The 21,409-nt window shown below is 38.8% G+C and carries 35 protein-coding genes; 2 read left to right on the forward strand and 33 right to left on the reverse strand.

Annotated features, from left to right (window positions below):
- Position 1 precedes the first annotated feature (1 nt).
- Positions 2-901, forward strand: coding sequence for an NDP-sugar synthase (locus tag ACHFIZ_RS08385; protein WP_410884765.1), 900 nt, complete (start codon positions 2-4; stop codon positions 899-901).
- Between the two features lie 72 nt (positions 902-973).
- Here ACHFIZ_RS08385 and dnaK read toward each other — a convergent pair whose 3' ends face one another.
- From dnaK to ACHFIZ_RS08550, 33 genes are all read right to left on the reverse strand, one after another.
- Positions 974-2,890, reverse strand: coding sequence for a molecular chaperone DnaK (gene dnaK / locus ACHFIZ_RS08390; protein ID WP_410884767.1), 1,917 nt, complete (start codon positions 2,888-2,890; stop codon positions 974-976).
- Positions 2,891-3,054: 164 nt separating this feature from the next.
- Positions 3,055-4,239, reverse strand: a complete 1,185-nt coding sequence (locus ACHFIZ_RS08395; protein ID WP_410884769.1) for a class I SAM-dependent methyltransferase — start codon at positions 4,237-4,239, stop codon at positions 3,055-3,057.
- 73 nt (positions 4,240-4,312) lie between these two features.
- Positions 4,313-4,852 carry a 50S ribosomal protein L17 gene (gene rplQ / locus ACHFIZ_RS08400; protein WP_410884771.1) on the reverse strand — a complete coding sequence of 180 codons (540 nt, stop codon included), beginning with the start codon at positions 4,850-4,852 and terminating at the stop codon, positions 4,313-4,315.
- A 78-nt stretch (positions 4,853-4,930) separates the two neighbouring features.
- A complete protein-coding gene (locus ACHFIZ_RS08405) occupies positions 4,931-5,923 on the reverse strand; it encodes a DNA-directed RNA polymerase subunit alpha (RefSeq protein WP_410884773.1) in 993 nt (330 codons plus the stop codon).
- Between the two features lie 77 nt (positions 5,924-6,000).
- Positions 6,001-6,609 (reverse strand): 30S ribosomal protein S4, encoded by a 609-nt coding sequence (gene rpsD, locus ACHFIZ_RS08410; RefSeq protein WP_410884775.1) that lies wholly within the window; start codon positions 6,607-6,609, stop codon positions 6,001-6,003.
- 64 nt (positions 6,610-6,673) lie between these two features.
- Positions 6,674-7,063, reverse strand: a complete 390-nt coding sequence (rpsK, locus tag ACHFIZ_RS08415) for a 30S ribosomal protein S11 (protein WP_048907426.1) — start codon at positions 7,061-7,063, stop codon at positions 6,674-6,676.
- A 21-nt stretch (positions 7,064-7,084) separates the two neighbouring features.
- Entirely contained in the window at positions 7,085-7,462 is a 378-nt protein-coding gene (rpsM, locus tag ACHFIZ_RS08420; RefSeq protein ID WP_048907427.1) for a 30S ribosomal protein S13, read from the reverse strand.
- Positions 7,463-7,545: 83 nt separating this feature from the next.
- A complete protein-coding gene (rpmJ, locus tag ACHFIZ_RS08425; RefSeq protein ID WP_010599887.1) occupies positions 7,546-7,662 on the reverse strand; it encodes a 50S ribosomal protein L36 in 117 nt (38 codons plus the stop codon).
- A 1-nt stretch (position 7,663) separates the two neighbouring features.
- The gene (gene infA / locus ACHFIZ_RS08430; protein ID WP_048907428.1) at positions 7,664-7,882 is read right to left on the reverse strand and encodes a translation initiation factor IF-1; all 219 of its coding nucleotides are present in this window, start codon (positions 7,880-7,882) and stop codon (positions 7,664-7,666) included.
- A gap of 70 nt (positions 7,883-7,952) precedes the next feature.
- Positions 7,953-8,738 carry a type I methionyl aminopeptidase gene (gene map / locus ACHFIZ_RS08435; protein ID WP_410884778.1) on the reverse strand — a complete coding sequence of 262 codons (786 nt, stop codon included), beginning with the start codon at positions 8,736-8,738 and terminating at the stop codon, positions 7,953-7,955.
- Between the two features lie 8 nt (positions 8,739-8,746).
- On the reverse strand, positions 8,747-10,081 hold the full coding sequence (gene secY / locus ACHFIZ_RS08440) for a preprotein translocase subunit SecY (RefSeq protein WP_410884780.1): 1,335 nt from the start codon (positions 10,079-10,081) through the stop codon (positions 8,747-8,749).
- A gap of 3 nt (positions 10,082-10,084) precedes the next feature.
- On the reverse strand, positions 10,085-10,531 hold the full coding sequence (rplO, locus tag ACHFIZ_RS08445; RefSeq protein ID WP_410884782.1) for a 50S ribosomal protein L15: 447 nt from the start codon (positions 10,529-10,531) through the stop codon (positions 10,085-10,087).
- A gap of 110 nt (positions 10,532-10,641) precedes the next feature.
- Positions 10,642-10,821: a 50S ribosomal protein L30 gene (rpmD, locus tag ACHFIZ_RS08450; protein WP_410884784.1), complete on the reverse strand. Its 180-nt coding sequence runs from the start codon at positions 10,819-10,821 to the stop codon at positions 10,642-10,644.
- 4 nt (positions 10,822-10,825) lie between these two features.
- Positions 10,826-11,344: a 30S ribosomal protein S5 gene (gene rpsE / locus ACHFIZ_RS08455; RefSeq protein WP_108554172.1), complete on the reverse strand. Its 519-nt coding sequence runs from the start codon at positions 11,342-11,344 to the stop codon at positions 10,826-10,828.
- Positions 11,345-11,362: 18 nt separating this feature from the next.
- Positions 11,363-11,716: a 50S ribosomal protein L18 gene (gene rplR / locus ACHFIZ_RS08460; protein ID WP_410884787.1), complete on the reverse strand. Its 354-nt coding sequence runs from the start codon at positions 11,714-11,716 to the stop codon at positions 11,363-11,365.
- Between the two features lie 5 nt (positions 11,717-11,721).
- On the reverse strand, positions 11,722-12,279 hold the full coding sequence (rplF, locus tag ACHFIZ_RS08465; RefSeq protein WP_410884789.1) for a 50S ribosomal protein L6: 558 nt from the start codon (positions 12,277-12,279) through the stop codon (positions 11,722-11,724).
- 18 nt (positions 12,280-12,297) lie between these two features.
- Positions 12,298-12,699: a 30S ribosomal protein S8 gene (rpsH, locus tag ACHFIZ_RS08470; protein ID WP_410885036.1), complete on the reverse strand. Its 402-nt coding sequence runs from the start codon at positions 12,697-12,699 to the stop codon at positions 12,298-12,300.
- A gap of 104 nt (positions 12,700-12,803) precedes the next feature.
- A complete protein-coding gene (rpsN, locus tag ACHFIZ_RS08475; protein ID WP_316746151.1) occupies positions 12,804-13,073 on the reverse strand; it encodes a 30S ribosomal protein S14 in 270 nt (89 codons plus the stop codon).
- Positions 13,073-13,639: a 50S ribosomal protein L5 gene (gene rplE / locus ACHFIZ_RS08480; RefSeq protein ID WP_410884791.1), complete on the reverse strand. Its 567-nt coding sequence runs from the start codon at positions 13,637-13,639 to the stop codon at positions 13,073-13,075. Before rplE ends, rpsN begins: the two co-directional genes overlap by 1 nt.
- Positions 13,639-13,977, reverse strand: a complete 339-nt coding sequence (rplX, locus tag ACHFIZ_RS08485; protein ID WP_410884793.1) for a 50S ribosomal protein L24 — start codon at positions 13,975-13,977, stop codon at positions 13,639-13,641. The genes rplE and rplX overlap by 1 nt, the downstream gene beginning before the upstream one ends.
- Position 13,978: 1 nt before the next feature.
- Positions 13,979-14,347, reverse strand: coding sequence for a 50S ribosomal protein L14 (rplN, locus tag ACHFIZ_RS08490; RefSeq protein WP_410884795.1), 369 nt, complete (start codon positions 14,345-14,347; stop codon positions 13,979-13,981).
- A gap of 1 nt (position 14,348) precedes the next feature.
- Complete coding sequence (gene rpsQ, locus ACHFIZ_RS08495) at positions 14,349-14,603, reverse strand: 30S ribosomal protein S17 (RefSeq protein WP_410884797.1); 255 nt, start codon at positions 14,601-14,603, stop codon at positions 14,349-14,351.
- 13 nt (positions 14,604-14,616) lie between these two features.
- Positions 14,617-14,826 (reverse strand): 50S ribosomal protein L29, encoded by a 210-nt coding sequence (rpmC, locus tag ACHFIZ_RS08500; RefSeq protein ID WP_410884799.1) that lies wholly within the window; start codon positions 14,824-14,826, stop codon positions 14,617-14,619.
- A gap of 72 nt (positions 14,827-14,898) precedes the next feature.
- Positions 14,899-15,321 (reverse strand): 50S ribosomal protein L16, encoded by a 423-nt coding sequence (gene rplP / locus ACHFIZ_RS08505; protein ID WP_048907441.1) that lies wholly within the window; start codon positions 15,319-15,321, stop codon positions 14,899-14,901.
- Positions 15,322-15,359: 38 nt separating this feature from the next.
- Positions 15,360-16,229 carry a 30S ribosomal protein S3 gene (gene rpsC / locus ACHFIZ_RS08510; RefSeq protein ID WP_410884801.1) on the reverse strand — a complete coding sequence of 290 codons (870 nt, stop codon included), beginning with the start codon at positions 16,227-16,229 and terminating at the stop codon, positions 15,360-15,362.
- Between the two features lie 5 nt (positions 16,230-16,234).
- Entirely contained in the window at positions 16,235-16,597 is a 363-nt protein-coding gene (gene rplV / locus ACHFIZ_RS08515; RefSeq protein WP_055130479.1) for a 50S ribosomal protein L22, read from the reverse strand.
- Between the two features lie 7 nt (positions 16,598-16,604).
- Positions 16,605-16,871 (reverse strand): 30S ribosomal protein S19, encoded by a 267-nt coding sequence (gene rpsS / locus ACHFIZ_RS08520; RefSeq protein WP_136843375.1) that lies wholly within the window; start codon positions 16,869-16,871, stop codon positions 16,605-16,607.
- A complete protein-coding gene (rplB, locus tag ACHFIZ_RS08525; protein ID WP_410884804.1) occupies positions 16,871-17,695 on the reverse strand; it encodes a 50S ribosomal protein L2 in 825 nt (274 codons plus the stop codon). Before rplB ends, rpsS begins: the two co-directional genes overlap by 1 nt.
- Before the next feature lie 20 nt (positions 17,696-17,715).
- The gene (gene rplW / locus ACHFIZ_RS08530) at positions 17,716-18,006 is read right to left on the reverse strand and encodes a 50S ribosomal protein L23 (RefSeq protein ID WP_410884806.1); all 291 of its coding nucleotides are present in this window, start codon (positions 18,004-18,006) and stop codon (positions 17,716-17,718) included.
- A gap of 1 nt (position 18,007) precedes the next feature.
- Entirely contained in the window at positions 18,008-18,637 is a 630-nt protein-coding gene (gene rplD, locus ACHFIZ_RS08535) for a 50S ribosomal protein L4 (protein ID WP_410884808.1), read from the reverse strand.
- A 4-nt stretch (positions 18,638-18,641) separates the two neighbouring features.
- The gene (gene rplC, locus ACHFIZ_RS08540; protein ID WP_410884810.1) at positions 18,642-19,259 is read right to left on the reverse strand and encodes a 50S ribosomal protein L3; all 618 of its coding nucleotides are present in this window, start codon (positions 19,257-19,259) and stop codon (positions 18,642-18,644) included.
- Between the two features lie 182 nt (positions 19,260-19,441).
- The gene (locus ACHFIZ_RS08545) at positions 19,442-19,837 is read right to left on the reverse strand and encodes a DUF1634 domain-containing protein (RefSeq protein WP_410884812.1); all 396 of its coding nucleotides are present in this window, start codon (positions 19,835-19,837) and stop codon (positions 19,442-19,444) included.
- Positions 19,834-20,670 (reverse strand): sulfite exporter TauE/SafE family protein, encoded by an 837-nt coding sequence (locus ACHFIZ_RS08550; RefSeq protein WP_410884814.1) that lies wholly within the window; start codon positions 20,668-20,670, stop codon positions 19,834-19,836. The genes ACHFIZ_RS08545 and ACHFIZ_RS08550 overlap by 4 nt, the downstream gene beginning before the upstream one ends.
- 107 nt (positions 20,671-20,777) lie before the next feature.
- Between ACHFIZ_RS08550 and ACHFIZ_RS08555 the strand changes: the two genes are divergently transcribed.
- Positions 20,778-21,386 (forward strand): hypothetical protein, encoded by a 609-nt coding sequence (locus tag ACHFIZ_RS08555; RefSeq protein WP_410884816.1) that lies wholly within the window; start codon positions 20,778-20,780, stop codon positions 21,384-21,386.
- The last annotated feature ends 23 nt before the right edge of the window (positions 21,387-21,409 follow it).

Below are 21,409 nucleotides of genomic sequence, written 5' to 3' on the forward strand. Positions count from 1 at the left end.
AATGAAACCAACCCTCTTAATATTAGCCGCAGGTATGGCAAGTCGCTATGGCAGCATGAAGCAAATTGATGGATTCGGTCCAAATGGTGAAACCATTATTGATTATTCTATTTATGATGCAATCAAAGCCGGCTTCGGTAAAGTAGTATTTATCATAAAAGAAGAGTTTATAGATAATTTCAAGTCTATCTTTGAGCCGAAACTTAATGGAAGAATTGAAACTGATTACGTATTTCAAAACTTTGATTTAAAGCAATTTGGAATAGATGAAGAAATTTATCGTGAAAAACCATGGGGCACGGCACATGCAATCTTATCCGGTAGAAAGGTAGTTAAAGAACCATTTTGCGTAATTAATGCAGATGATTTTTACGGCTATGATTCATTTAGAAAAATGGTTGAATTCTTAACAGAAGAAGCGACAGACAGTAATTATTCAATTGTTGGTTATAAGATTGGGAAAACTCTTTCAGACTTTGGTTCTGTTTCCCGCGGTGTTTGCAAAACGAATGACGGAGATTTCTTAGAGGAAATTACTGAGCGGACCCAAGTTTATAAAAAAGACGAAACTATTATTTACGAAGAGAACGGGGTGGAATATCCACTTGATTTTGAAACTCCTGTATCAATGAACTTTTGGGGCTTTACACCTGCAGTATTCAATCTTACTGAAGAGATGTTCAGAGAATTTGCTTTGGCAAACAAAGACAAACCTAAAGCAGAATTTTTTATACCACTAATCGGAGAAACGCTTGTACACAATGATACAGCGACATTTAAAGTAATTCCAACCGATAGCCAATGGTTCGGTGTGACCTACAAGGAAGATAAACCTTTTGTACAGGCAAGCATAGACCAATTAGTTAAGGATGGTTCTTATCCGGAAAAGCTCTGGAATTAACCCATTTTCTATAAACAAGAAATCCCGGAACATAAGTTAAGTTCCGGGATTTCCTGTTTAAATAATTAAAGACTATTTGCTGTCATCTTTAACTTCTTCGAAATCAACATCAGTAACATTGTCGCCGCCATTAGATTGTCCACCTTCACTTTGAGGAGCAGAACCTTCAGGATGGCCACCGTCTTCCTGACCAGCTTTGTACATATCTTCAGAAGCAGCATTCCATGCAGTTTGCAACTCTTCTTGTGCAGTATCAATACCAGCGAAATTTCTACTAGCATGAGCATCTTTGAGCTTTTTCAATCCTTCTTCAATTGGAGCCTTTTTATCAGCAGAGATTTTATCGCCAAACTCTTTCAATTGTTTCTCAGTTGAGAAAATTAAAGCGTCAGCACTATTGATTTTCTCAGCTTCTTCCTTTGCTGCTTTATCAGCATCAGCATTTTGCTCTGCTTCTTCTTTCATCCTTTTGATCTCTTCATCAGTTAAACCAGATGAAGCCTCAATACGGATCTTCTGCTCTTTACCAGTAGCTTTGTCTTTTGCACTTACGTGCAAAATACCATTAGCATCGATGTCGAAGGCGACTTCTACTTGAGGAACGCCTCGTGGAGATGGTGGAATGCCATCTAGAATAAAACGACCAATTGTGCGATTCTGAGCAGCCATAGGACGCTCACCTTGTAGAATATGAATTTCTACTGAAGGCTGGTTGTCAGCAGCAGTCGAGAAAGTTTCCGCCTTTTTAGAAGGAATAGTCGTGTTCGACTCAATTAATTTAGTCATAACACCACCCATTGTTTCAATACCTAATGAAAGTGGAGTAACATCCAATAAAAGTACGTCTTTAACCTCTCCAGTCAATACACCGCCTTGTATTGCGGCGCCGATAGCTACAACTTCATCAGGATTTACACCTTTAGATGGCTCTTTACCGAAGAATGCTTTTACTGCATCCTGAATGGCAGGAATACGAGTAGATCCACCTACAAGAATAATCTCATCAATGTCGCTAGTTTTTAAACCAGCATTTTTCAATGCTGATTTACATGGATCAATGGTACGTTTAATTAGATCAGCAGCCAATTGCTCAAATTTAGCACGGCTCAAGGTTCTTACTAAGTGTTTTGGGCCAGTAGCATCAGCAGTAATGTATGGAAGGTTGATCTCAGTTGATGTTGTGCTTGAAAGTTCAATTTTTGCTTTCTCAGCGGCTTCCTTCAAACGTTGTAACGCCATAGGATCCTTATTGAGGTCCATACCATTCTCTTCTTTAAACTCAGAAGCCAACCATTCAATAATAATATGGTCAAAGTCATCACCTCCTAAGTGAGTATCACCGTCTGTAGATTTTACTTCGAATACACCATCACCAAGCTCCAATACAGACACGTCATGTGTACCACCACCACAGTCAAAAACAACAATTTTCATGTCTTTGTGTGCTTTATCCAAGCCATAAGCAAGGGCTGCAGCAGTAGGTTCGTTGATGATACGCTTAACAGTTAAACCAGCAATTTCACCAGCTTCTTTAGTAGCCTGACGTTGCGCATCGTTAAAATATGCAGGAACTGTAATAACAGCTTCTGTTACTTCGTGGCCCAAAAAGTCTTCTGCAGTTTTTTTCATCTTTTGCAAGATCATAGCAGAAAGCTCCTGAGGAGTATATTTACGATCATCAATCTCAACACGTGGTGTATTGTTATCGCCCTTTACAACCTTGTAAGGAACACGACCTGCTTCCTTTGATACTTCAGCAAAGCTGCTTCCCATGAAGCGTTTGATCGATGAAATTGTTTTTGTTGGATTAGTGATTGCCTGACGTTTAGCAGGCTCTCCCACCTTGCGCTCTCCGTTCTCTGTAAAAGCAACAATTGATGGTGTTGTACGTTTACCCTCACTGTTGGCTATAACTACAGGTTCGTTACCTTCCATTACGGCTACGCAAGAGTTTGTAGTTCCTAAGTCTATACCAATAATTTTTGACATGTTATTTATCTCTATTTGTTATAAAATCTTGTATTTACATTCACTTAACAAGCAATGTGCCAATAGAGTTTTGGCAGAAAATACTGTTAATTTTAAGTTGTCATTAACACGGATGTCCGAAATAGAAAAAAAATGGTGACAGCTTGACAGAAATTAAGACATACCTAAATGCCCATTAAGTCAGCCAAATGATGATGCTCAATACCAAAGAAATTCATAGCTTCCTGAATTTCCTTTAACATTTTGTCTTGATGCGGCTTCGGGTAAACCCTTGTAGCAACGATCATGACATTTTTTGGCGTATGAACATCAGACACAAATTCCATGAGCTTTGTCTTGTAACCAGCATACTGTAGAATTAGAGCCCTTAAGCCATCCGTAACCATTTCTGCCTGGCGTTCCAAAAAAACACCATTTTTCGTTAGAAAAATAAGTTGCTCAGCACCCTTCGACTTTTCAATTTCTCTTCGAATTTGCTTGTGGCAACAAGGAGCAACTACGATGAGATCAGCATCCGCTTTTATGCCTTTAAAAATAGCATCATCTGTAGCGGTATCGCAAGCATGAAGTGCAATTAGTATATTGAAATCATCGTCATTAAAATCCTGAATTGTGCCTTGAGAAAACGTAAGGTTATCGAAATTAGAATCGACAGCCACTTCGTTACAAAATAGGACGAGGTCTTCCCTGTACTCTACGCCAGTAACTTTCGCATCAAAGCCCAGGATATTCCGTAGATAATCATACAATGCAAAGGTGAGGTACCCCTTTCCTGAGCCCATATCGACTACATTCTTTGTCTTTTCAGCTGGTAATTCATTTATCAGAGGCGCTAAAATATCGATGTAATGATTTATTTGGCGGTATTTATCTTGTGAATTCTTATAAACTTTGCCTACAGCATCTGTAATCTGTAATGCATTAAGATATTTCCTTTCAACAGCTGGCTTTATCACCCTTGCCTTCGCCTTATCATGCGATAGTGATGGCTCGATAACTACCTGCTTATTCTTTTGTCGCAGTACCACAATGCCCTTGTTATTATGTTCAACATAAACCTCTCTATCTGTACAAAACACATTACATACCTTGAAGTCGTAACTGGCGAGATTTGCAATCAATTGAATCCCCTCAGATATATCAAGATTTTTGAAAACATCCCGCGTACTATATCGGTAAGTAAAAGAAAGCTTGTCAGCCCTTTTGATCTTCACTTTCCGCACATAAATGTTCTTCAATAGTTTATCATTTCCCTGATAGTTCCCTAAGGTAACCTTAATAAGTTTGTTATCAGAGATGACAGCAAATAACACTTCCTTAAGCTGATCTAGAGTGGCCTGGCTTGACATAAAAATTGTTCATTAGTAAATAAAAAAGCCCGGCTCTGTTCGAACCGGGCTTTTAATAAAATTAATAAAGGGACTATTCGCCTTTATCTTCTTTAGATTCTTCAGTTGCAGGAGTTTCTTCTGCTACCGTAGTCTCTTCAACCTTATCTTCAGCTACTACAACAGCTTCCTTGGGAGCATCAGCCTTTTTTGTTTTGCTTCTTCCGCGACGAGTTATTTTCTTCTCTGCACCTTCAGCTTCTTTACCGTAAACCTCATTATAATCAACAAGTTCGATCAAAGCCATCTCTGCATTATCACCTAGACGATTGTTCAATTTAATAATCCTGGTGTAACCACCCGGACGATTTGCAACCTTAGTAGCAATATCACGGAAAAGTTCAGTAACAGTTTCTTTATCTTGTAAGTATCCAAATACAATACGACGAGAGTGCGTAGTATCATTTTTAGATTTTGTAATTAAAGGCTCAACATACATACGTAAAGCTTTAGCTTTTGCTAACGTAGTGGAGATTCTCTTGTGTTTAATTAAAGATGAAGCCATGTTAGCCAACATCGCCTTACGATGTGAATCTGTTCTTCCTAAGTGATTGTTTTTTTTACCGTGTCTCATTTTTTAGTTTATTCAATGCATACCGTCTCATAGAAATTAATCTGAGGGAATTATGCACTATTTAAAATTTGTTATTTGTTATTCTTCATCTAGTTTGAACTTAGATAAGTTCATTCCAAATGTTAAGCTTTTTGATTTTACAAGCTCTTGAATTTCAGTTAAAGATTTCTTACCGAAGTTTCTGAATTTTAACATATCAGCAACATCATAAGAAACTAAATCAGCAAGAGTACGAATATCAGCCGCTTTAAGACAGTTTAATGCACGTACAGACAGATCTAAATCAACCAATTCTGTTTTTAAGATCTTACGCATGTGCAGTATTTCTTCATCAACTTCTTTAGTTTCTTCTTTAGCTTGAGATTCCAATACTAGATTCTCATCAGAGAACAACATAAAATGTTGAATCAAGATTTTGGCAGCTTCTTTTAACGCCTCTTCAGGGTGGATAGATCCATCCGTTGAGATATCAAGAATCAACTTTTCGTAATCTGTTTTTTGTTCAACACGATAGTTTTCAATAGTGTATTTTACGTTTTTCATTGGAGTGAAAATAGAGTCGATCGCGATTACTCCAACTACTGCATCATTAACTTTATTCTCTTCGGCCGGAACATATCCACGCCCCTTATTGATAGACAATTCTACCTCCAAGGTCACTGATTTCTCCATATTGCAGATAACAAAATCTGGATTAAGAACTTCAAAATTAGTAGAGAACTTGGTGATGTCACCCGCAGTAAACTGATCTTGTCCGTTTACCACGATAAAAACTTTTTCTGTATCACCAGTATCACCTACTTTCTTAAAACGAACTTGTTTCAAATTAAGAATGATTTCAGTTAAATCTTCAACAACACCTTTCATGGTAGAAAACTCATGAGATACACCAGAAAAGCGAATACTTGTAATTGCATAACCTTCTAATGAAGAAAGCAATATCCTTCTTAGTGCATTACCAATTGTTACACCGAAACCGGGCTCTAACGGACGAAATTCAAATATACCATCGAAATCCGTTGATTTCTGCATGATCACCTTATCGGGTTTCTGAAATGCTAAAATTGCCATTTATAATGTTTTTAGATCGTTATTAAATTATGTAACGCAAAAAAATCAATTGCCCTTAAGGCAATTAACTCTGTATTTTATTTAGAGTACAACTCTATGATCAAGTTCTCTTTGATATTCTCCGGTATCTCATCGCGATTTGGATAAGTAAGGAACGTTCCAGTTAACTCACTTGCATTCCAGTCTAACCAATTGAATTTATTGATTACTCTTCCTGCTACCGAGTAAGTAATTGCTTCAAGAGTTCTTGATTTCTCACGAACTGCAACAACATCACCTGCCTTTAATTGGTATGATGGAATATTAACTACTTCACCATTAACTGTTACGTGTTTATGGCTAACTAACTGACGAGCAGCTGAACGGGTCGTAGCAATACCCAATCTATATACCGTATTATCCAAACGGGCTTCTAATAATTGTAGTAGGTTATCTCCAGTAATACCTTCACGTGAAGACGCTTTGGTAAAGAGGTTACGGAACTGACGCTCTAATACACCATAAGTATACTTAACTTTCTGTTTCTCCATTAACTGTACTGAATATTCAGATTGCTTTCCCCTTCTTTTTGAAGCACCATGTTGCCCAGGAGGATAGTTTTTTCTGTCTAATACTTTGTCAGGGCCGAAAATAGGCTCTCTGAATTTACGCGCGATTTTGGATTTTGGTCCTGTGTATCTTGCCATTGCTTTTTGTTTTAAAGTATCATGCAACCTATAGCTACAGACTCTTAGCTTTAAAAATTATAAATTAAACTCTTCTCTTCTTAGGAGGACGACATCCATTGTGTGGAAGCGGGGTAATATCTTTGATCGAGGTTACTTCAATACCCGAAACTTGCAATGTTCTAATTGCAGACTCACGACCTGAACCTGGACCTTTAACAAAAACCTCTACTTTACGCAGACCTAAATCAAATGCTACTTTACCACAGTCAGATGCTGCTTGTCCAGCTGCATATGGCGTGTTCTTTTTAGAACCCTTAAAACCCATTTTACCTGCAGAAGACCATGAAATAGTTTGACCGTTGTTATTTGTTAAAGTAACAATGATATTGTTAAAAGTAGCATTGATGTGTGCCTGGCCAACAGGCTCAATAACAACAATACGTTTTTTGGTAACTTTTTTACTCTTAGCCATAATTATTATTGGGTACTAATTTTATTTAGTAGCTTTTTTCTTGTTTGCAACTGTTTTTCTCTTTCCTTTACGTGTACGAGAATTATTCTTAGTACGTTGACCACGAACAGGCAAACCTTTTCTGTGACGTAAACCACGATAACAACCGATGTCCATCAAACGTTTGATGTTCAACTGAACCTCTGAACGTAAAGCACCTTCTACTTTTACGCCATCGTTAATAATAGTACGGATTGCAGACAATTCATCATCTGACCAGTCTTGTACTTTCTTGCTTAAATCGATACCTGCCTCAGTCAATATACGCTGTGCAGTTGATCTACCTATTCCGAAGATGTAGGTTAATCCAATTTCGCCTCTTTTGTTTCTTGGTAAATCAATACCTGATATCCTTGCCATATTTGTACTAAATGTTTGATTACTTGAACAAACGACAGATTGAGTAACCTATACATTCAATCCAATCATCCTTCAATAATTTCTTAACCTTGACGTTGCTTGTACTTAGGGTTTTTCTTGTTGATAACGTAAAGTTTACCCTTACGACGAATAATCTTACAATCCGCGCTACGTTTTTTAATTGACGACCTAACTTTCATTTTATTTGTATCTATAAGTAATCCTGCCTTTTGATAAATCGTAAGGCGACATCTCTAATTTAACTTTATCTCCAGGAAGAATCTTGATATAGTGCATCCTCATCTTTCCTGAAATATGTGCAATTATCTCATGTCCATTCTCCAGCTCTACCCGGAACATCGCATTTGATAAGGCTTCTTTTATTACACCGTCTTGTTCAATTGAGGCTTGTTTAGCCATATAATATTGATATTTACTTATTTAGCTGTTGTCAAACAGGGTTGCAAAATTAAATAAAAAAATTAATATTCTAGTCTTTTTTATTTAAAACTTCTTCTATTAATGAAAAGGTTGATAAAACATCCGCCTGTCCCTTTTTTACTGCTACAGTATGCTCAAAATGAGCGGACGGCTTATTATCCTTGCTAGTTACTGTCCATCCATCAGACCAAAACCTAATCCCGGCAACCCCAGCATTAATCATTGGTTCAATGGCAATTACCATTCCTTCCTCTAATTTGATCCCAATACCTCGTTTACCGTAATTTGGAACCTCTGGACTCTCGTGAAGCTTAATTCCTACCCCATGGCCTACGAGCTCCTTAACCACTCCAAACCCATTTTTTTCAGCGTAGTCTTGCACCGCAAAACCTATATCTCCAATTCTGAAGCCAACAACGGCTTTTTCAATCGCCAACACCAAACATCGCTTTGTTACCTCAACTAGCTTTTGCTTTTCCAGACTGATTTCCCCTATAGCAAAAGTATATGCAGAATCACCAAAATAATTATTCTTAATAACACCACAATCTACAGAGATCAAATCACCCTCCTTAATAATATATTCATTAGGGAATCCATGAACAACCTGATCATTTGGAGATATACACAGTGAATTAGGAAACCCATTATAATTCAAAAATGCTGGGATTGCGCCATGATCACTGATAAACGTATAAGCAAGATCATCGAGACTTTTTGTAGTTATACCAGGTCTGATAATCTTAGCTACTTGAGCCAGCGTCTTAGAGACCAACAGGGAACTTTCTCTGATCAGCTCAATCTCCTCTAAAGACTTATAATAGATTTTGGACATTTATTTGACTAAATCACTGCATTGCTACCTGCAGCTGCAGGTATCCCTGTTCTTCCCGTAACTCTGCCTGTTTTCATCAATCCATCATAATGACGCATCAACAAATAACTCTCGATTTGTTGAAGTGTATCTAATACAACGCCAACAAGAATCAACAATGATGTTCCTCCATAAAAATGTGCAAATTCTGATTTAATACCGAACATAACAGCAAATGACGGCAAAATTGCTATTATAGCTAGAAATACTGCTCCTGGAAGCGTAATCTTAGAAATGACATCATCTATAAAACTGGAAGTTGCCAGTCCTGGTTTAATACCTGGAATAAAACCCCCATTCTTTTTCATGTCATCAGACATCTGTGTCGGATTAACTGTTATCGCTGTATAGAAAAATGTAAATGCAATGATAAGGAATGCAAACGTTAAACTGTAAGCCAATGAAGTGTAATCACTAAATTGAGTTAACCATGTGTTTTGCAGCGACGGAAAAAAACCAGTCAGGGCAGCAGGTATAAACATTAACGCCTGAGCAAAAATGATTGGCATTACACCTGCAGCATTCACTTTAAGCGGAATGTATTGTCTAACACCACCAAATTGTCTATTGCCTACAATTCTTTTAGCGTATTGGACAGGAACCTTACGGACACCTTGTACGATCATAATCGTGAACATCACAACAGCAAATAAAGCTACGATTTCGACAACCAAGGCAATGAGCCCACCGTCACCAACAAATCGCGAGCTGATCTCTTGCTGCAAAGCAATCGGCAGACGAGCAATGATACCAACCATAATGATCAATGAAATCCCATTTCCAATACCTTTATCTGTAATCTTCTCGCCTAACCACATCACAAACAGAGTTCCAGCAGACAAAACGAATGTTGATAAAACAAGGAATAAGGTATGATCAATAATGATGGCTTCCTGTGGAACCTGAGTCTTGGCATAACCAGCGGCCTGCACTGCAGTAATTGCTACCGTCAGGTAACGGGTAATTTGATTCAGCTTCTTCCTGCCGCTTTCGCCTTCCTTCTGCATTTTCTGGAACGAAGGAACAGCAATTCCTAAGAGCTGAACTACAATTGATGCTGAGATATAAGGCATAACACCCAAAGCAAGGATTGAAACACGAGAGAAGGATCCCCCAGCGAACATATCCAGTAAGCCTAAAAGACCTGACTTTGAATTGTCACCTAAAAGTGATGCATCAACACCTGGCAAGACCACGTGTGATACAAATCTATAAATCAAAAGAATGATGAGCGTAAATAATATCCGCTCCTTCAATTCCTGGATTTTCCAAATGTTACTTAAAGTAGTAAACAGCTTCTTCATTAATTACAATTTTTCGATTGAGCCTCCAACAGCCTCAATAGCCTTTGATGCAGTAGCAGAAAAAGCATGTGCCTTAACTTCTAATTTAGATTTAACCTCACCACGACCTAAGATCTTCACCAAGTCATTTTTAGATGCTAAACCATGTTCTTGCAAAACACTGAAATCAATGCTGGTCAATTCGAAACGTTCCGCCAATTCTTGCAAAACATCAAGGTTAACACCAACATACTCCACGCGGTTGATAGGCTTGAAACCTACCTTGGGTACGCGACGTTGTAAAGGCATTTGACCACCTTCAAAACCAATTTTGGTTTTATGGCCTGAACGAGATCCAGCACCCTTATGACCACGTGTTGAAGTACCACCACGACCTGAACCGGTACCACGACCAATTCTCTTACTATTTTTAGTAGAACCTTTTGCAGGTTTTAGATTACTTAAGTTCATTTTTGAAACTTATTTTGTTGCCCTTCGCTTTCACTAATCAGGGTCAACGGTTAAACATATATGAGGGTTGCAAATCTAGTTATATAACTGAAATTTGCAACCCCTAATAATTATAAACTTTCGATAGCTATCAAGTGATTCACCTTTCTAACCATACCAATAATGGCAGCGTTCGCTTCAACTTCTACGCTTTGGTTCATTTTATTTAAACCTAAAGCTTGCATAGTTCTTTTTTGACGCTCGCTTCTATCAATGATACTCTTTATCTGCGTTATTTTGATCTTAGCCATGATATTATCCGTTAAAAACTTTGTTTAAATCTACACCACGATGCTGAGCTACTGTGTAGGCATCGCGCATTTTTGTTAGCGCATCTACAGTTGCTTTTACCACGTTGTGAGGATTTGATGAACCTTTTGATTTTGCAAGAACATTGTGTACTCCAGCACTCTCTAACACGGCACGCATTGCACCCCCAGCGATTACACCGGTACCTACAGCTGCAGGCTTGATTAATACGAAACCACCTGAAAATTTACCAATTTGCTCATGAGGAACAGTACCATTTAACAATGGCACTTTAACCAAATTCTTTTTAGCATCATCAATGCCTTTTGCAATTGCTTCAGTAACCTCTTTCGCTTTACCTAAACCGTAACCTACAATTCCGTTTTCATCTCCAACAACAACGATTGCTGAGAAGCTGAATGTACGACCACCTTTGGTTACTTTGGCTACACGTTGTATGCTAACTAAACGATCTTTCAATTCGATCTCGCTAGTCTTAACTCTTTTTATATTGATAGTTGACATTCTTATCCTATTTTCCGATTAAAATACTAAACCAGCTTCGCGAGCACCTTCTGCTAACGATTTAACACGTCCGTGGTATAAGTAGCCATTTCTATCGAAAACAACTTCTTTAACACCAGCTGCAATTGCTTTCTCAGCAACCAATTTACCTACAGCTACTGATTGCTCAGATTTGTTTCCAGTGCCTGTAAAGTCTTTAGATAAAGAAGATGCCGATGCAATTGTACTACCGGTTACGTCATTAATGATTTGAGCATAAATACCTTTATTACTTCTATACACCGATAAACGTGGACGGCTTTCGGAACCTGTCAATCTTTTTCTGATTCCTTTTTTTATACGATCTCTACGAGATAATTTTTTCCCTGCCATGATACTTATTTTTTAGAAGCTGATTTACCCGCTTTTCTTCTTAACACTTCACCTACAAACTTAATACCCTTACCTTTATATGGCTCTGGTGCTCGTAATGAACGAATCTTCGCCGCTACCTGGCCAATCAACTGCTTATCAATACTCTCCAAAATAATTTTAGGAGTCTGACCTTTTTCAGAAGTTGTAGTTACTTTTATCTCTGTTGGTAATTGGAATACATAATGGTGAGAATATCCCAAAACAAGATCAAGTGTATTACCTGTGTTCGTAGCACGGTAACCCACACCTACTAATTCTTGTTGTATTTTATAACCTTCTGTTACACCTATAACCATATTATTTAACAAAGAGCGGTACAGACCATGTAACGCCTTGTGTCTTTTCTGCTCTGTTGGACGTTGAACTGTAATTATACCGTCTTCCTGACTGATTGTTATATCTGAATCTACTGCTTGAGTAAGTTCTCCTTTTGGTCCTTTAACTGTAACTACATTATCATTAGATACTGTAATGGTTACACCGGCAGGAACATTAATTGGGGCTTTTCCTATTCTTGACATTTTGTTATCCTCCTTTAATTAATAAACGTGACACAAAACTTCGCCACCAATGTTTAGTCTGGCAGCTTCCTTATCAGTCATCACACCTTTAGATGTAGATAAAATTGCAATACCTAAACCATTTAATACTCTTGGCATATTATCAACGCCGGCATATTGCCTTAAACCTGGTTTGCTAATACGTGTTAACGTACGAATCGCAGGAATTTTTGTTATAGCGTTATATTTCAAAGCTATTTTGATGATTCCTTGAGTTGTCGTATCCTCAAATTTGTAGTTAGAAATGTAACCTTTATCGAAAAGTACTTTAGTAATTTCCTTTTTAAGGTTTGATGCAGGAATCTCTACAATTCTGTGATTTGCCTTTATGGCATTTCTTACTCTTGTAAGATAATCTGCTATTGGATCTGTATTCATTATTATATAATTGTGATAGTGGTTTCCTTCCTAATTATTCGGGACGACCTGCCATCGGTGAAAATTTAATTCTATGCTTAAATTAATTTAAGCAAAAGGAAGCCGTACTACCAGCTTGCCTTTCTCACTCCAGGAATTTTCCCTGCCAGAGCCATATCACGGAACAATACCCTTGATATACCGAAAGTACGCATGTAACCACGAGGACGTCCGGTAATTTTACAACGGTTGTGTAAACGTACTGCAGACGAGTTTTTTGGTAACTTATCTAATCCTTCATAATCACCAGCAGCCTTAAGTTCTGCACGTTTGTCAGCATACTTAGCTACCAATTTTTGGCGCTTAATTTCGCGAGCTTTTACACCTTCTTTTGCCATTATTGATCTGTTTTTTGATTTTTAAACGGTAATCCAAATTGTTTTAAAAGTTCTAATGCTTCAACATCACTATTAGCTGTTGTTACAAAAGTAATATCCATTCCTAAAATCTTACTGATTTTATCAATATTGATCTCAGGGAAAATGATCTGCTCAGTAACCCCTAAGGTATAATTACCTTTTCCATCAAAACCCTTATCGTTGATACCTTTGAAATCGCGAATACGTGGTAAAGCTACGGAAATTAAACGATCTAAAAACTCATACATGTTATTGTCACGCAAAGTTACACGTACACCTACAGGCATTCCTTTACGTAATTTGAAGTTTGAGATATCTTTTTTAGATTTTGCTCCAACAGCTTGCTGACCAGAAATGGTACTCATCTCTAAAATAGAGCTGTCCATAATCTTTTTGTCAGTTACAGAGAAACGTCCAACGCCTTGGTTGATAGCTATCTTCTCTAATTTAGGAACTTGCATTACGCTTTTGTAATTGAACTTATCTTTAAGTGCAGTTACGATTTCCTCTTTATATTTAGTCTTTAATCTTGGTATGTAAGCCATTATTTGATCTCCTCTCCTGATTTTTTACTAACCCTAACTAATTTCCCATCAGCATTAAGCTTTCTGCCAACGCGTGTAATTTCACCCGATTTAGGATCAATTAATGCTACATTAGAAATATGAAGAGCAGCTTCTTTTTTAATGATACCTCCGTTTGGAGTAGCAGCATTTGGTTTTGTATGTTTTGACACAAGGTTAACGCCTTCTATAAGAATCCTACTTTTAGTAATCAATACTGAAAGTACTTTTCCTTGCTGACCTTTCGAATCGCCGGCTATTACCTTTACTAAATCTCCTTTGCGGATTTTTACTTTTGGTGTAGTTGTTTCTTTTTTCATTTTATAATACCTCCGGCGCTAATGACACAATTTTCATGAATTGTTTCTCACGCAGCTCTCTTGCGACCGGGCCAAAAATACGTGTACCACGCGGCTCGTCCTGTGCATTTAATAATACCGCTGCATTGTCATCGAAACGAATGTAAGAGCCATCCTTACGTCTGATTTCTTTTTTCGTTCTCACAACGACTGCTTTAGAGACGGTTCCTTTCTTAATGTTTCCAGAAGGGATTGCACTTTTAACGGTAACAACAATTTTGTCACCAATAGAAGCGTATCGCTTTCCAGTACCACCAAGTACACGGATAACCAATACTTCCTTTGCGCCGCTATTGTCGGCTACGTTTAATCTTGATTCCTGTTGTACCATGTTATTTAGCCCTCTCTAAAATTTCCACTAATCTCCAGTTCTTGTTCTTGCTCAGCGGACGAGTCTCCATGATCAGTACTGTATCACCAATACCGCAATCGTTTTTCTCGTCATGAGCCATAAATTTGGTAGTTTTCTTAACAAACTTACCATAGATCGGGTGTTTTACTTTACGTTCTACCGCCACAACAATCGATTTATCCATCTTGTTGCTAACCACCAACCCGTTTCTTGTTTTTCTTAAATGTCTTTCCATTTCGACTCTAAAGTTATTTAGTTTCAGTAGCTGGCTCCGCTTTACGCTTAGCCACTTCAGTGTTTAATCGGGCGATATCTCTTCTTACCTTTCTAATACGGGTAGGATTCTCTATAGCCGAAATTGTATGTGCAAATTTTAACTTAACCAAGTTTTCCTTTTCTTCTGCAATCCTGACTACTAGTTCTTCTTTTGAAAGCCCTGTGATTTCTGAGTTCTTCATTTTATTAATTTTTATGTTGCGGGTCTAGCGGTTATAGTACAAGTTACTTACAACATTCAACCCACAACTTGCTTACGCCTCTACGTAATCTCTACGTACTACAAATTTTGTTTGGATAGGTAATTTTTGAGCGGCCAATCTCATCGCTTCCTTAGCAACTTCTAAAGGAACTCCTTCGGCTTCAAAAATAATACGCCCGGGTCTAACAACAGCTACCCAGTATTCCGGAGCACCTTTACCCTTACCCATACGTACCTCAGCTGGTTTCTTAGTTACCGGTTTGTCCGGGAAAATTCTAATCCAGACCTGGCCTTCACGTTTCATGAAACGAGTTACCGCAATACGGGCTGCCTCTATCTGACGACTAGTGATCCAGGTCGACTCTAAAGATTTGATCCCGAAAGACCCGAATGACAATTCAGCACCGCGAGTTGCTAAACCTTTCATTCTGCCTTTTTGCATCTTTCTGAACTTCGTTCTTTTTGGCTGTAACATTTTATTCTAATATTATCGTTAAACGATCTGTTAACTAATTATTTACGAGGACCTCTGTTAGGAGTGTTTCCGCCTCTATTATCTCTACCTGGAGCACCTTGACCGGGACCTCCTTGACCTGGCCCTCTTCCACCACGATTACCACCACCGCGGTTATCGTTTCTTCTGTCGCCACCACCGCCACGGTTGTCTCTGTCTCTGCCGCCAGCAAATGCACCTTCTGGTCTGCCACCTTTACCAGGAGCATTGCTCGTAGCACCGATGTTTGGAGAAAGATCACGCTTGCCGTAAACCTCACCTTTACAGATCCAAACTTTAACACCTATTTTTCCATAAGTAGTTAGAGCTTCAGCTAATGCATAATCAATGTCTGCACGAAAAGTATGCAAAGGAATTCTTCCTTCTTTATACTGTTCGCTACGAGCCATCTCAGCACCACCTAGCCTACCAGAGGTCATGATTTTGATACCTTCAGCACCCATACGCATGGTTGATGCAATTGTAGATTTCATTGCTCTACGGAAAGAGATCCTTGCCTCTAATTGCTTGGCGACACCTTCTGCAACTAATTGTGCGTCAAGCTCAGGACGTTTGATCTCGAAAATGTTGATTTGAATTTCCTTTTTAGTCAATTTCTTCAACTCTTCTTTGATCTTGTCAACCTCAGCTCCTGCTTTACCTATCACAATACCCGGACGTGCTGTGTGAATTGTAACCGTGATGCGCTTTAAAGTACGCTCGATCACAACCTTCGCAACACCGCCTTTAGCGATACGTGCGGCAAGGTATTTCCTTATTTTATCGTCCTCAACTAATTTATCAGCATAGTTGTTGCCACCGAACCAGTTCGAATCCCAACCTTTGATGATCCCTAACCTGTTTCCTATTGGATGTGCTTTTTGTCCCATTTCTGTTAATTAGTTTGAGTTTCAACGTTTTTACTATCTACTACCAAGGTCACGTGGTTTGAACGTTTACGTATTCTGTAACCACGTCCTTGAGGTGCTGGTCTAAGCCTTTTTAGTTGACGACCACCGCCTACCATTATCGTTTTCACGTATAATTGGTTTTCTTCAGGGCGAGAACCTTCATTTTTAGTTTCCCAGTTTTTGATAGCTGATAATAAAAGTTTCTCAACTCTTATTGCAGCATCTTTATTGGTAAACTTTAAAATATGTAAAGCTTTCTCAACACGCTCACCTCTGATAAGATCTACAACCAAACGCATCTTACGTGGTGAGGTTGGACAATTGTTTAATTTCGCTACTGCTTCCATCTCTTAATTATTTTCTTTTTTCAGAGTGACCCCTAAATGTTCTGGTTGGAGCAAACTCTCCCAGCTTGTGACCAACCATGTTTTCTGTTACGTATACCGGTATAAATTTATTACCGTTATGTACTGCAAATGTATGACCCACAAAATCTGGTGAGATCATTGATCTGCGAGACCAAGTTTTAATTACAGACTTCTTGCCTGAATCATTCATAGAGACTACTTTCTTCTCTACGTTATGGTCAATATAAGGTCCTTTTTTTATCGAACGAGCCATTATTTCTTCCTTTTCTCTATGATGAAACGATTTGAGTATTTTTTAAGTGTACGGGTCTTGAAGCCTTTCGAATACATACCATTCCTTGACCTTGGCTGACCACCTGATGAGCGTCCCTCACCACCACCCATTGGGTGATCGACAGGATTCATCGCTACCGGACGCGTTCTTGGACGACGACCTAACCAACGATTACGACCAGCTTTACCTAATACTTCATTTGCATGATCTGAATTGGAAACAGCACCTATCGTAGCCAAACAGGTAGTCAAGATTAATCTTGTCTCACCTGAAGGCATTTTCAATGTTGCGTATTTACCGTCACGAGCAGCCAATTGTGCATAAGCACCCGCGCTACGTGCTAACTGAGCACCACGACCTGGATGAATCTCCACGTTGTGTACAATAGATCCCAATGGGATATTGCTCAATTTCAAAGTATTTCCAACTTCTGGAGTTGCTGTATCACCCGATACTACTTTTTGCCCTACTTGCAATCCTTCCGGTGCAATAATATAACGCTTCTCACCATCCGCATAATGTAACAATGCGATACGTGCTGTACGGTTTGGATCGTATTCAACAGTAGCTACCGTTGCAGGAATATCAAATTTCTCGCGTTTAAAGTCAATTAAACGGTAAGATTTTTTATGACCACCACCCATGTAGCGCATAGTCATCTTTCCTGTATTGTTACGTCCTCCCGATTTCTTAGAAGATACAACCAATGATTTTTCGGGCTTGGTTGCTGTAATCTCCGTAAAACTGGCACCTACTCTAAAGCGGGTTCCCGGAGTGACTGGTTTAAATTTTCTTAAGCCCATAGTTTATAAATATTCAATTCTTAAATGTTCGCGTAATAATCTATTGTCTCACCTGCTTTCAAGGTAACGATAGCCTTTTTGTATTTCGGGCTACGTCCAGTTACCAGGCCGCCTTTAGTGTTTCTGGATTTAACCTTTCCAGTCACAATCATCGTGTTGATCGCTAGAATGTTAACGCCGTACATTTTTTCAATAGCAGCTTTGATTTGCAGTTTGTTCGCTTTATGCTCAACTCTGAAAGTGAAGCGATTTGACTTCTCAGTCAATACAGAAGCTTTTTCTGTTAAAATTGGTTTTCTTAAAATTTCCATATTACTTGGCGAATGCCTCCTCCAATGTTTTAAGAGAATCAGCAGTTAACAAAAGTTTTCCGCAATTCAATACATCATATGTATTCAACTGATCTGCAGTGATCACTTTCGCTTTCTGAATGTTTCTACTTGATAAATAGATATTGTTATTTTGTGAAGGTAAAACCAACAATGTCTTTTCGCCAGCTAGATTCAACGCGCTAACTAAATTGATGTAATTTGTAGTTTTGATGGAATCAAAAGCGAAATCCTCTAAAACAACAACATTTGAATCCTGTGCTTTGTAAGATAATGCAGACTTACGAGCCAACACCTTTAACTTTTTGTTCAATTTGAAACTATAATCACGAGGTTGAGGACCAAAAACGCGGCCACCACCATTGAACAACGGAGATTTAATACTTCCTGCACGAGCACCACCGGTACCTTTTTGTTTATATAATTTACGGGTTGAACCAGCAATCTCATTACGTTGCTTAGACTTATGAGTACCTTGACGTTGATTAGCCAAATACTGCTTTACATCTAAATAGATTGCGTGGTCAACAGGCGTAATGCCAAAAACCGACTCAGGAAGCTGCACTGTTGCACCCGTCTCTTTTCCTGAAATGTTTAATACTTTAACTTCCATCTGCTTACTTATCTAAGATTACGTAAGAACCTTTGGCTCCTGGTATAGAACCACTAACTACAACCAGATTTTGATCAGCATAAACCTTCAAAACTTGCAAGTTCTGAACTTTAACTCTGTCTCCACCCATTCTTCCAGCCATACGCATGCCTTTAAATACACGTGCAGGATATGAAGCAGCTCCCAGTGAACCTGGAGCACGCATTCTGTTGTGCTGTCCGTGAGTTTGTCCACCAACACCAGCAAATCCATGACGTTTTACAACACCCTGGAAACCTTTACCCTTTGACGTACCAACAACATCAACAAAGTCGCCTTCGTTAAAGATGCTTACTGTTACCGTGTCACCTAAGCTTAAAGTGTCTTCAAATGGCTCGAATTCAACCAATTTGCGTTTTGGTGTAGTGTTTGCTTTCGCAAAGTGCCCTCTTAAGGGCATAGTGGTGTTCTTTTCTTTAGCTTCACTGAAACCCAGCTGAACTGAAACGTAACCATCCTTCTCTTCGGTTTTCACCTGCGTTACTACACAAGGCCCAGCTTCGATCACCGTACATGGAATATTCTTTCCATCGGCGTCGAAAATGCTGGTCATTCCTACTTTTTTTCCAATAATACCTGACATTTTCTTTTTTTAATTTAACACCCATCGAAGCAGTAGGGCTTCGTTCAAGGTGGATACACATTCCCGTTAAGGGAGGGCAAAAATAGGAAATAAATCTTAATCTTCAAATAGTTAGCGCATTATTTTTTCAAATAAATGCATTTTATTTCTTTAGGCAGGACGCCAATCATTTAAAACTAGTTTCAGCCAACGAGCTTGTTGCTCAAACTTATCAATATTACCACCAAAACCAATAAACCAATCACCACATATAAATAGTCTCGCTCGATCAGAAAGCTAAATATGGAAAAAACTACCCGTGCAACCGGTGTAAAAATCAATAAGAGTGTCCCAAACTGAATGATGGCAGCCCCATCCATATGCAAAACGCCCTGGTAAATCGCCACTATAGAAGACATCCCCGATTTTCCGGCATCGAACGCCCGGTAATCAACCAAGTCTGCATGACTAGACATCAGGTAAATTACTCCCCCTAAAAAAACTACAGCCATAGACGTGATCACACCAACACGTAATAACGTTCCAAGGATCAACTGGACATCCCTATCTGCAAAAAAATTCTTTCCGTCCCTTTTCATAATCTTCCTGCCATTCCGTTATAAATCATTTGCAAGGCGAGAAAAGTCACAACTACCGCAAAAACAACTTTAAGCTTATCTGGTTTTGTCCTCAGCAAAATCTTAGCACCAAGCGTAGAGCCTATCAATACGCCAATGGTTACCGGCATTGCAATTCCCGGGTCTATCTGCCCTCTGTGAAAATAAACAACAGCACTTGCTGCCGCAGTTACACCCATCATAAAATTGCTAGTGGTTGTGGAAACCCTAAAAGGAATCCTCATGATATTGTCCATCGCAATTACTTTTAGTGCACCGGAACCGATACCAAGAAGTCCCGAAATGATGCCTGCAACAAACATCATCATAAAGCCACCTACTACATTATGAACCGCATACTTCTTAATACTCCCGTCTACGGGATACGTGCCGTTGAGCCGGAGCCAAAGGGCAATCTTGCCCGAAGTATCATTGTCGGACCTGTCCACCTTTTTTCTAATCATCATCGCCGCAGAGAACAATAGGATCATCCCAAATACAATTGCGATATAAGAGGGATTAATATACACGGTAATTACCGCGCCGAAAATCGCACTGATCGTCGTCGCAATCTCCAAAAACATCCCTAATCTGATATTAGTAATACCCTCCTTGACATATGCGGCTGCAGATCCAGATGATGTTGCAATGACGGAGATGATTGATGCGCCTATTGCGTAATGAATGTCCACGCCCAGCACGAGTGTAAGCAATGGTATAATGATAACCCCACCACCCAATCCTGTCATGGACCCAACTAGTCCTGCAAGGAACGCACCAAGCAAAACAACAATTGTAAATAGCAACACAGACATTGCTGCAAATATACCATCTCGAACTTAAAGACAATAAAATTAAATTCCCATTGTTACAATAGGAGTAACAATTTCAATATATTCACGAAAAAACTAAAATTGTCTTAATGAAAAGAATTACCTTTTTCCTAACAGCCCTGATCTTGTTAAATCTAAATTTAACGGCACAGACTAAGTCCAGGGATTCCGTTGTTGCCGATCCAAGTCTAAAAGGACAATATGAGCTGATGCTATCAAAATCTAAAACATTAAATGGTTATATACTTATCAATCCCTCAAGGTTAACACAATTTTGGAAGAGTGTTAGAGACACCATCAAAACCGAAAAGACACGTTCTACCACTGCTCAACAGAAAATAGTAAGTCTTGAAAAGGGAGTGTCTGGACTAAAGTCTGAGATTTCAGGAACCGAATCCTCGCTAGCTGCAACCAACGCGAGAATGGATCAAATTAGCTTTTTGGGGATTGACTTCTTAAAATCAAGTTACAATCTTTTTGTATGGACTATCATCATTGTCCTGGCGTTATTGTTAACAGTTGTCTTTATGCGTTCTGCTAAGAGCGTGCAGGAAGCAAGATATAGATCTGGATTGTACGAAGATATTTCTCAGGAATACCAAGCTTATAAGGTAAAAGCTAACGACAAAGAGAAAAAGCTTGCTAGAGAACTACAGGATGAGCGCAACAAAATGGACGATCTTAAAAACGGAGGTTAGGCTAAAACGGAAAGCTCAAAATT

It is taken from the genome of Pedobacter sp. JCM 36344, from assembly GCF_046546555.1.
Classification (GTDB): domain Bacteria; phylum Bacteroidota; class Bacteroidia; order Sphingobacteriales; family Sphingobacteriaceae; genus Pedobacter.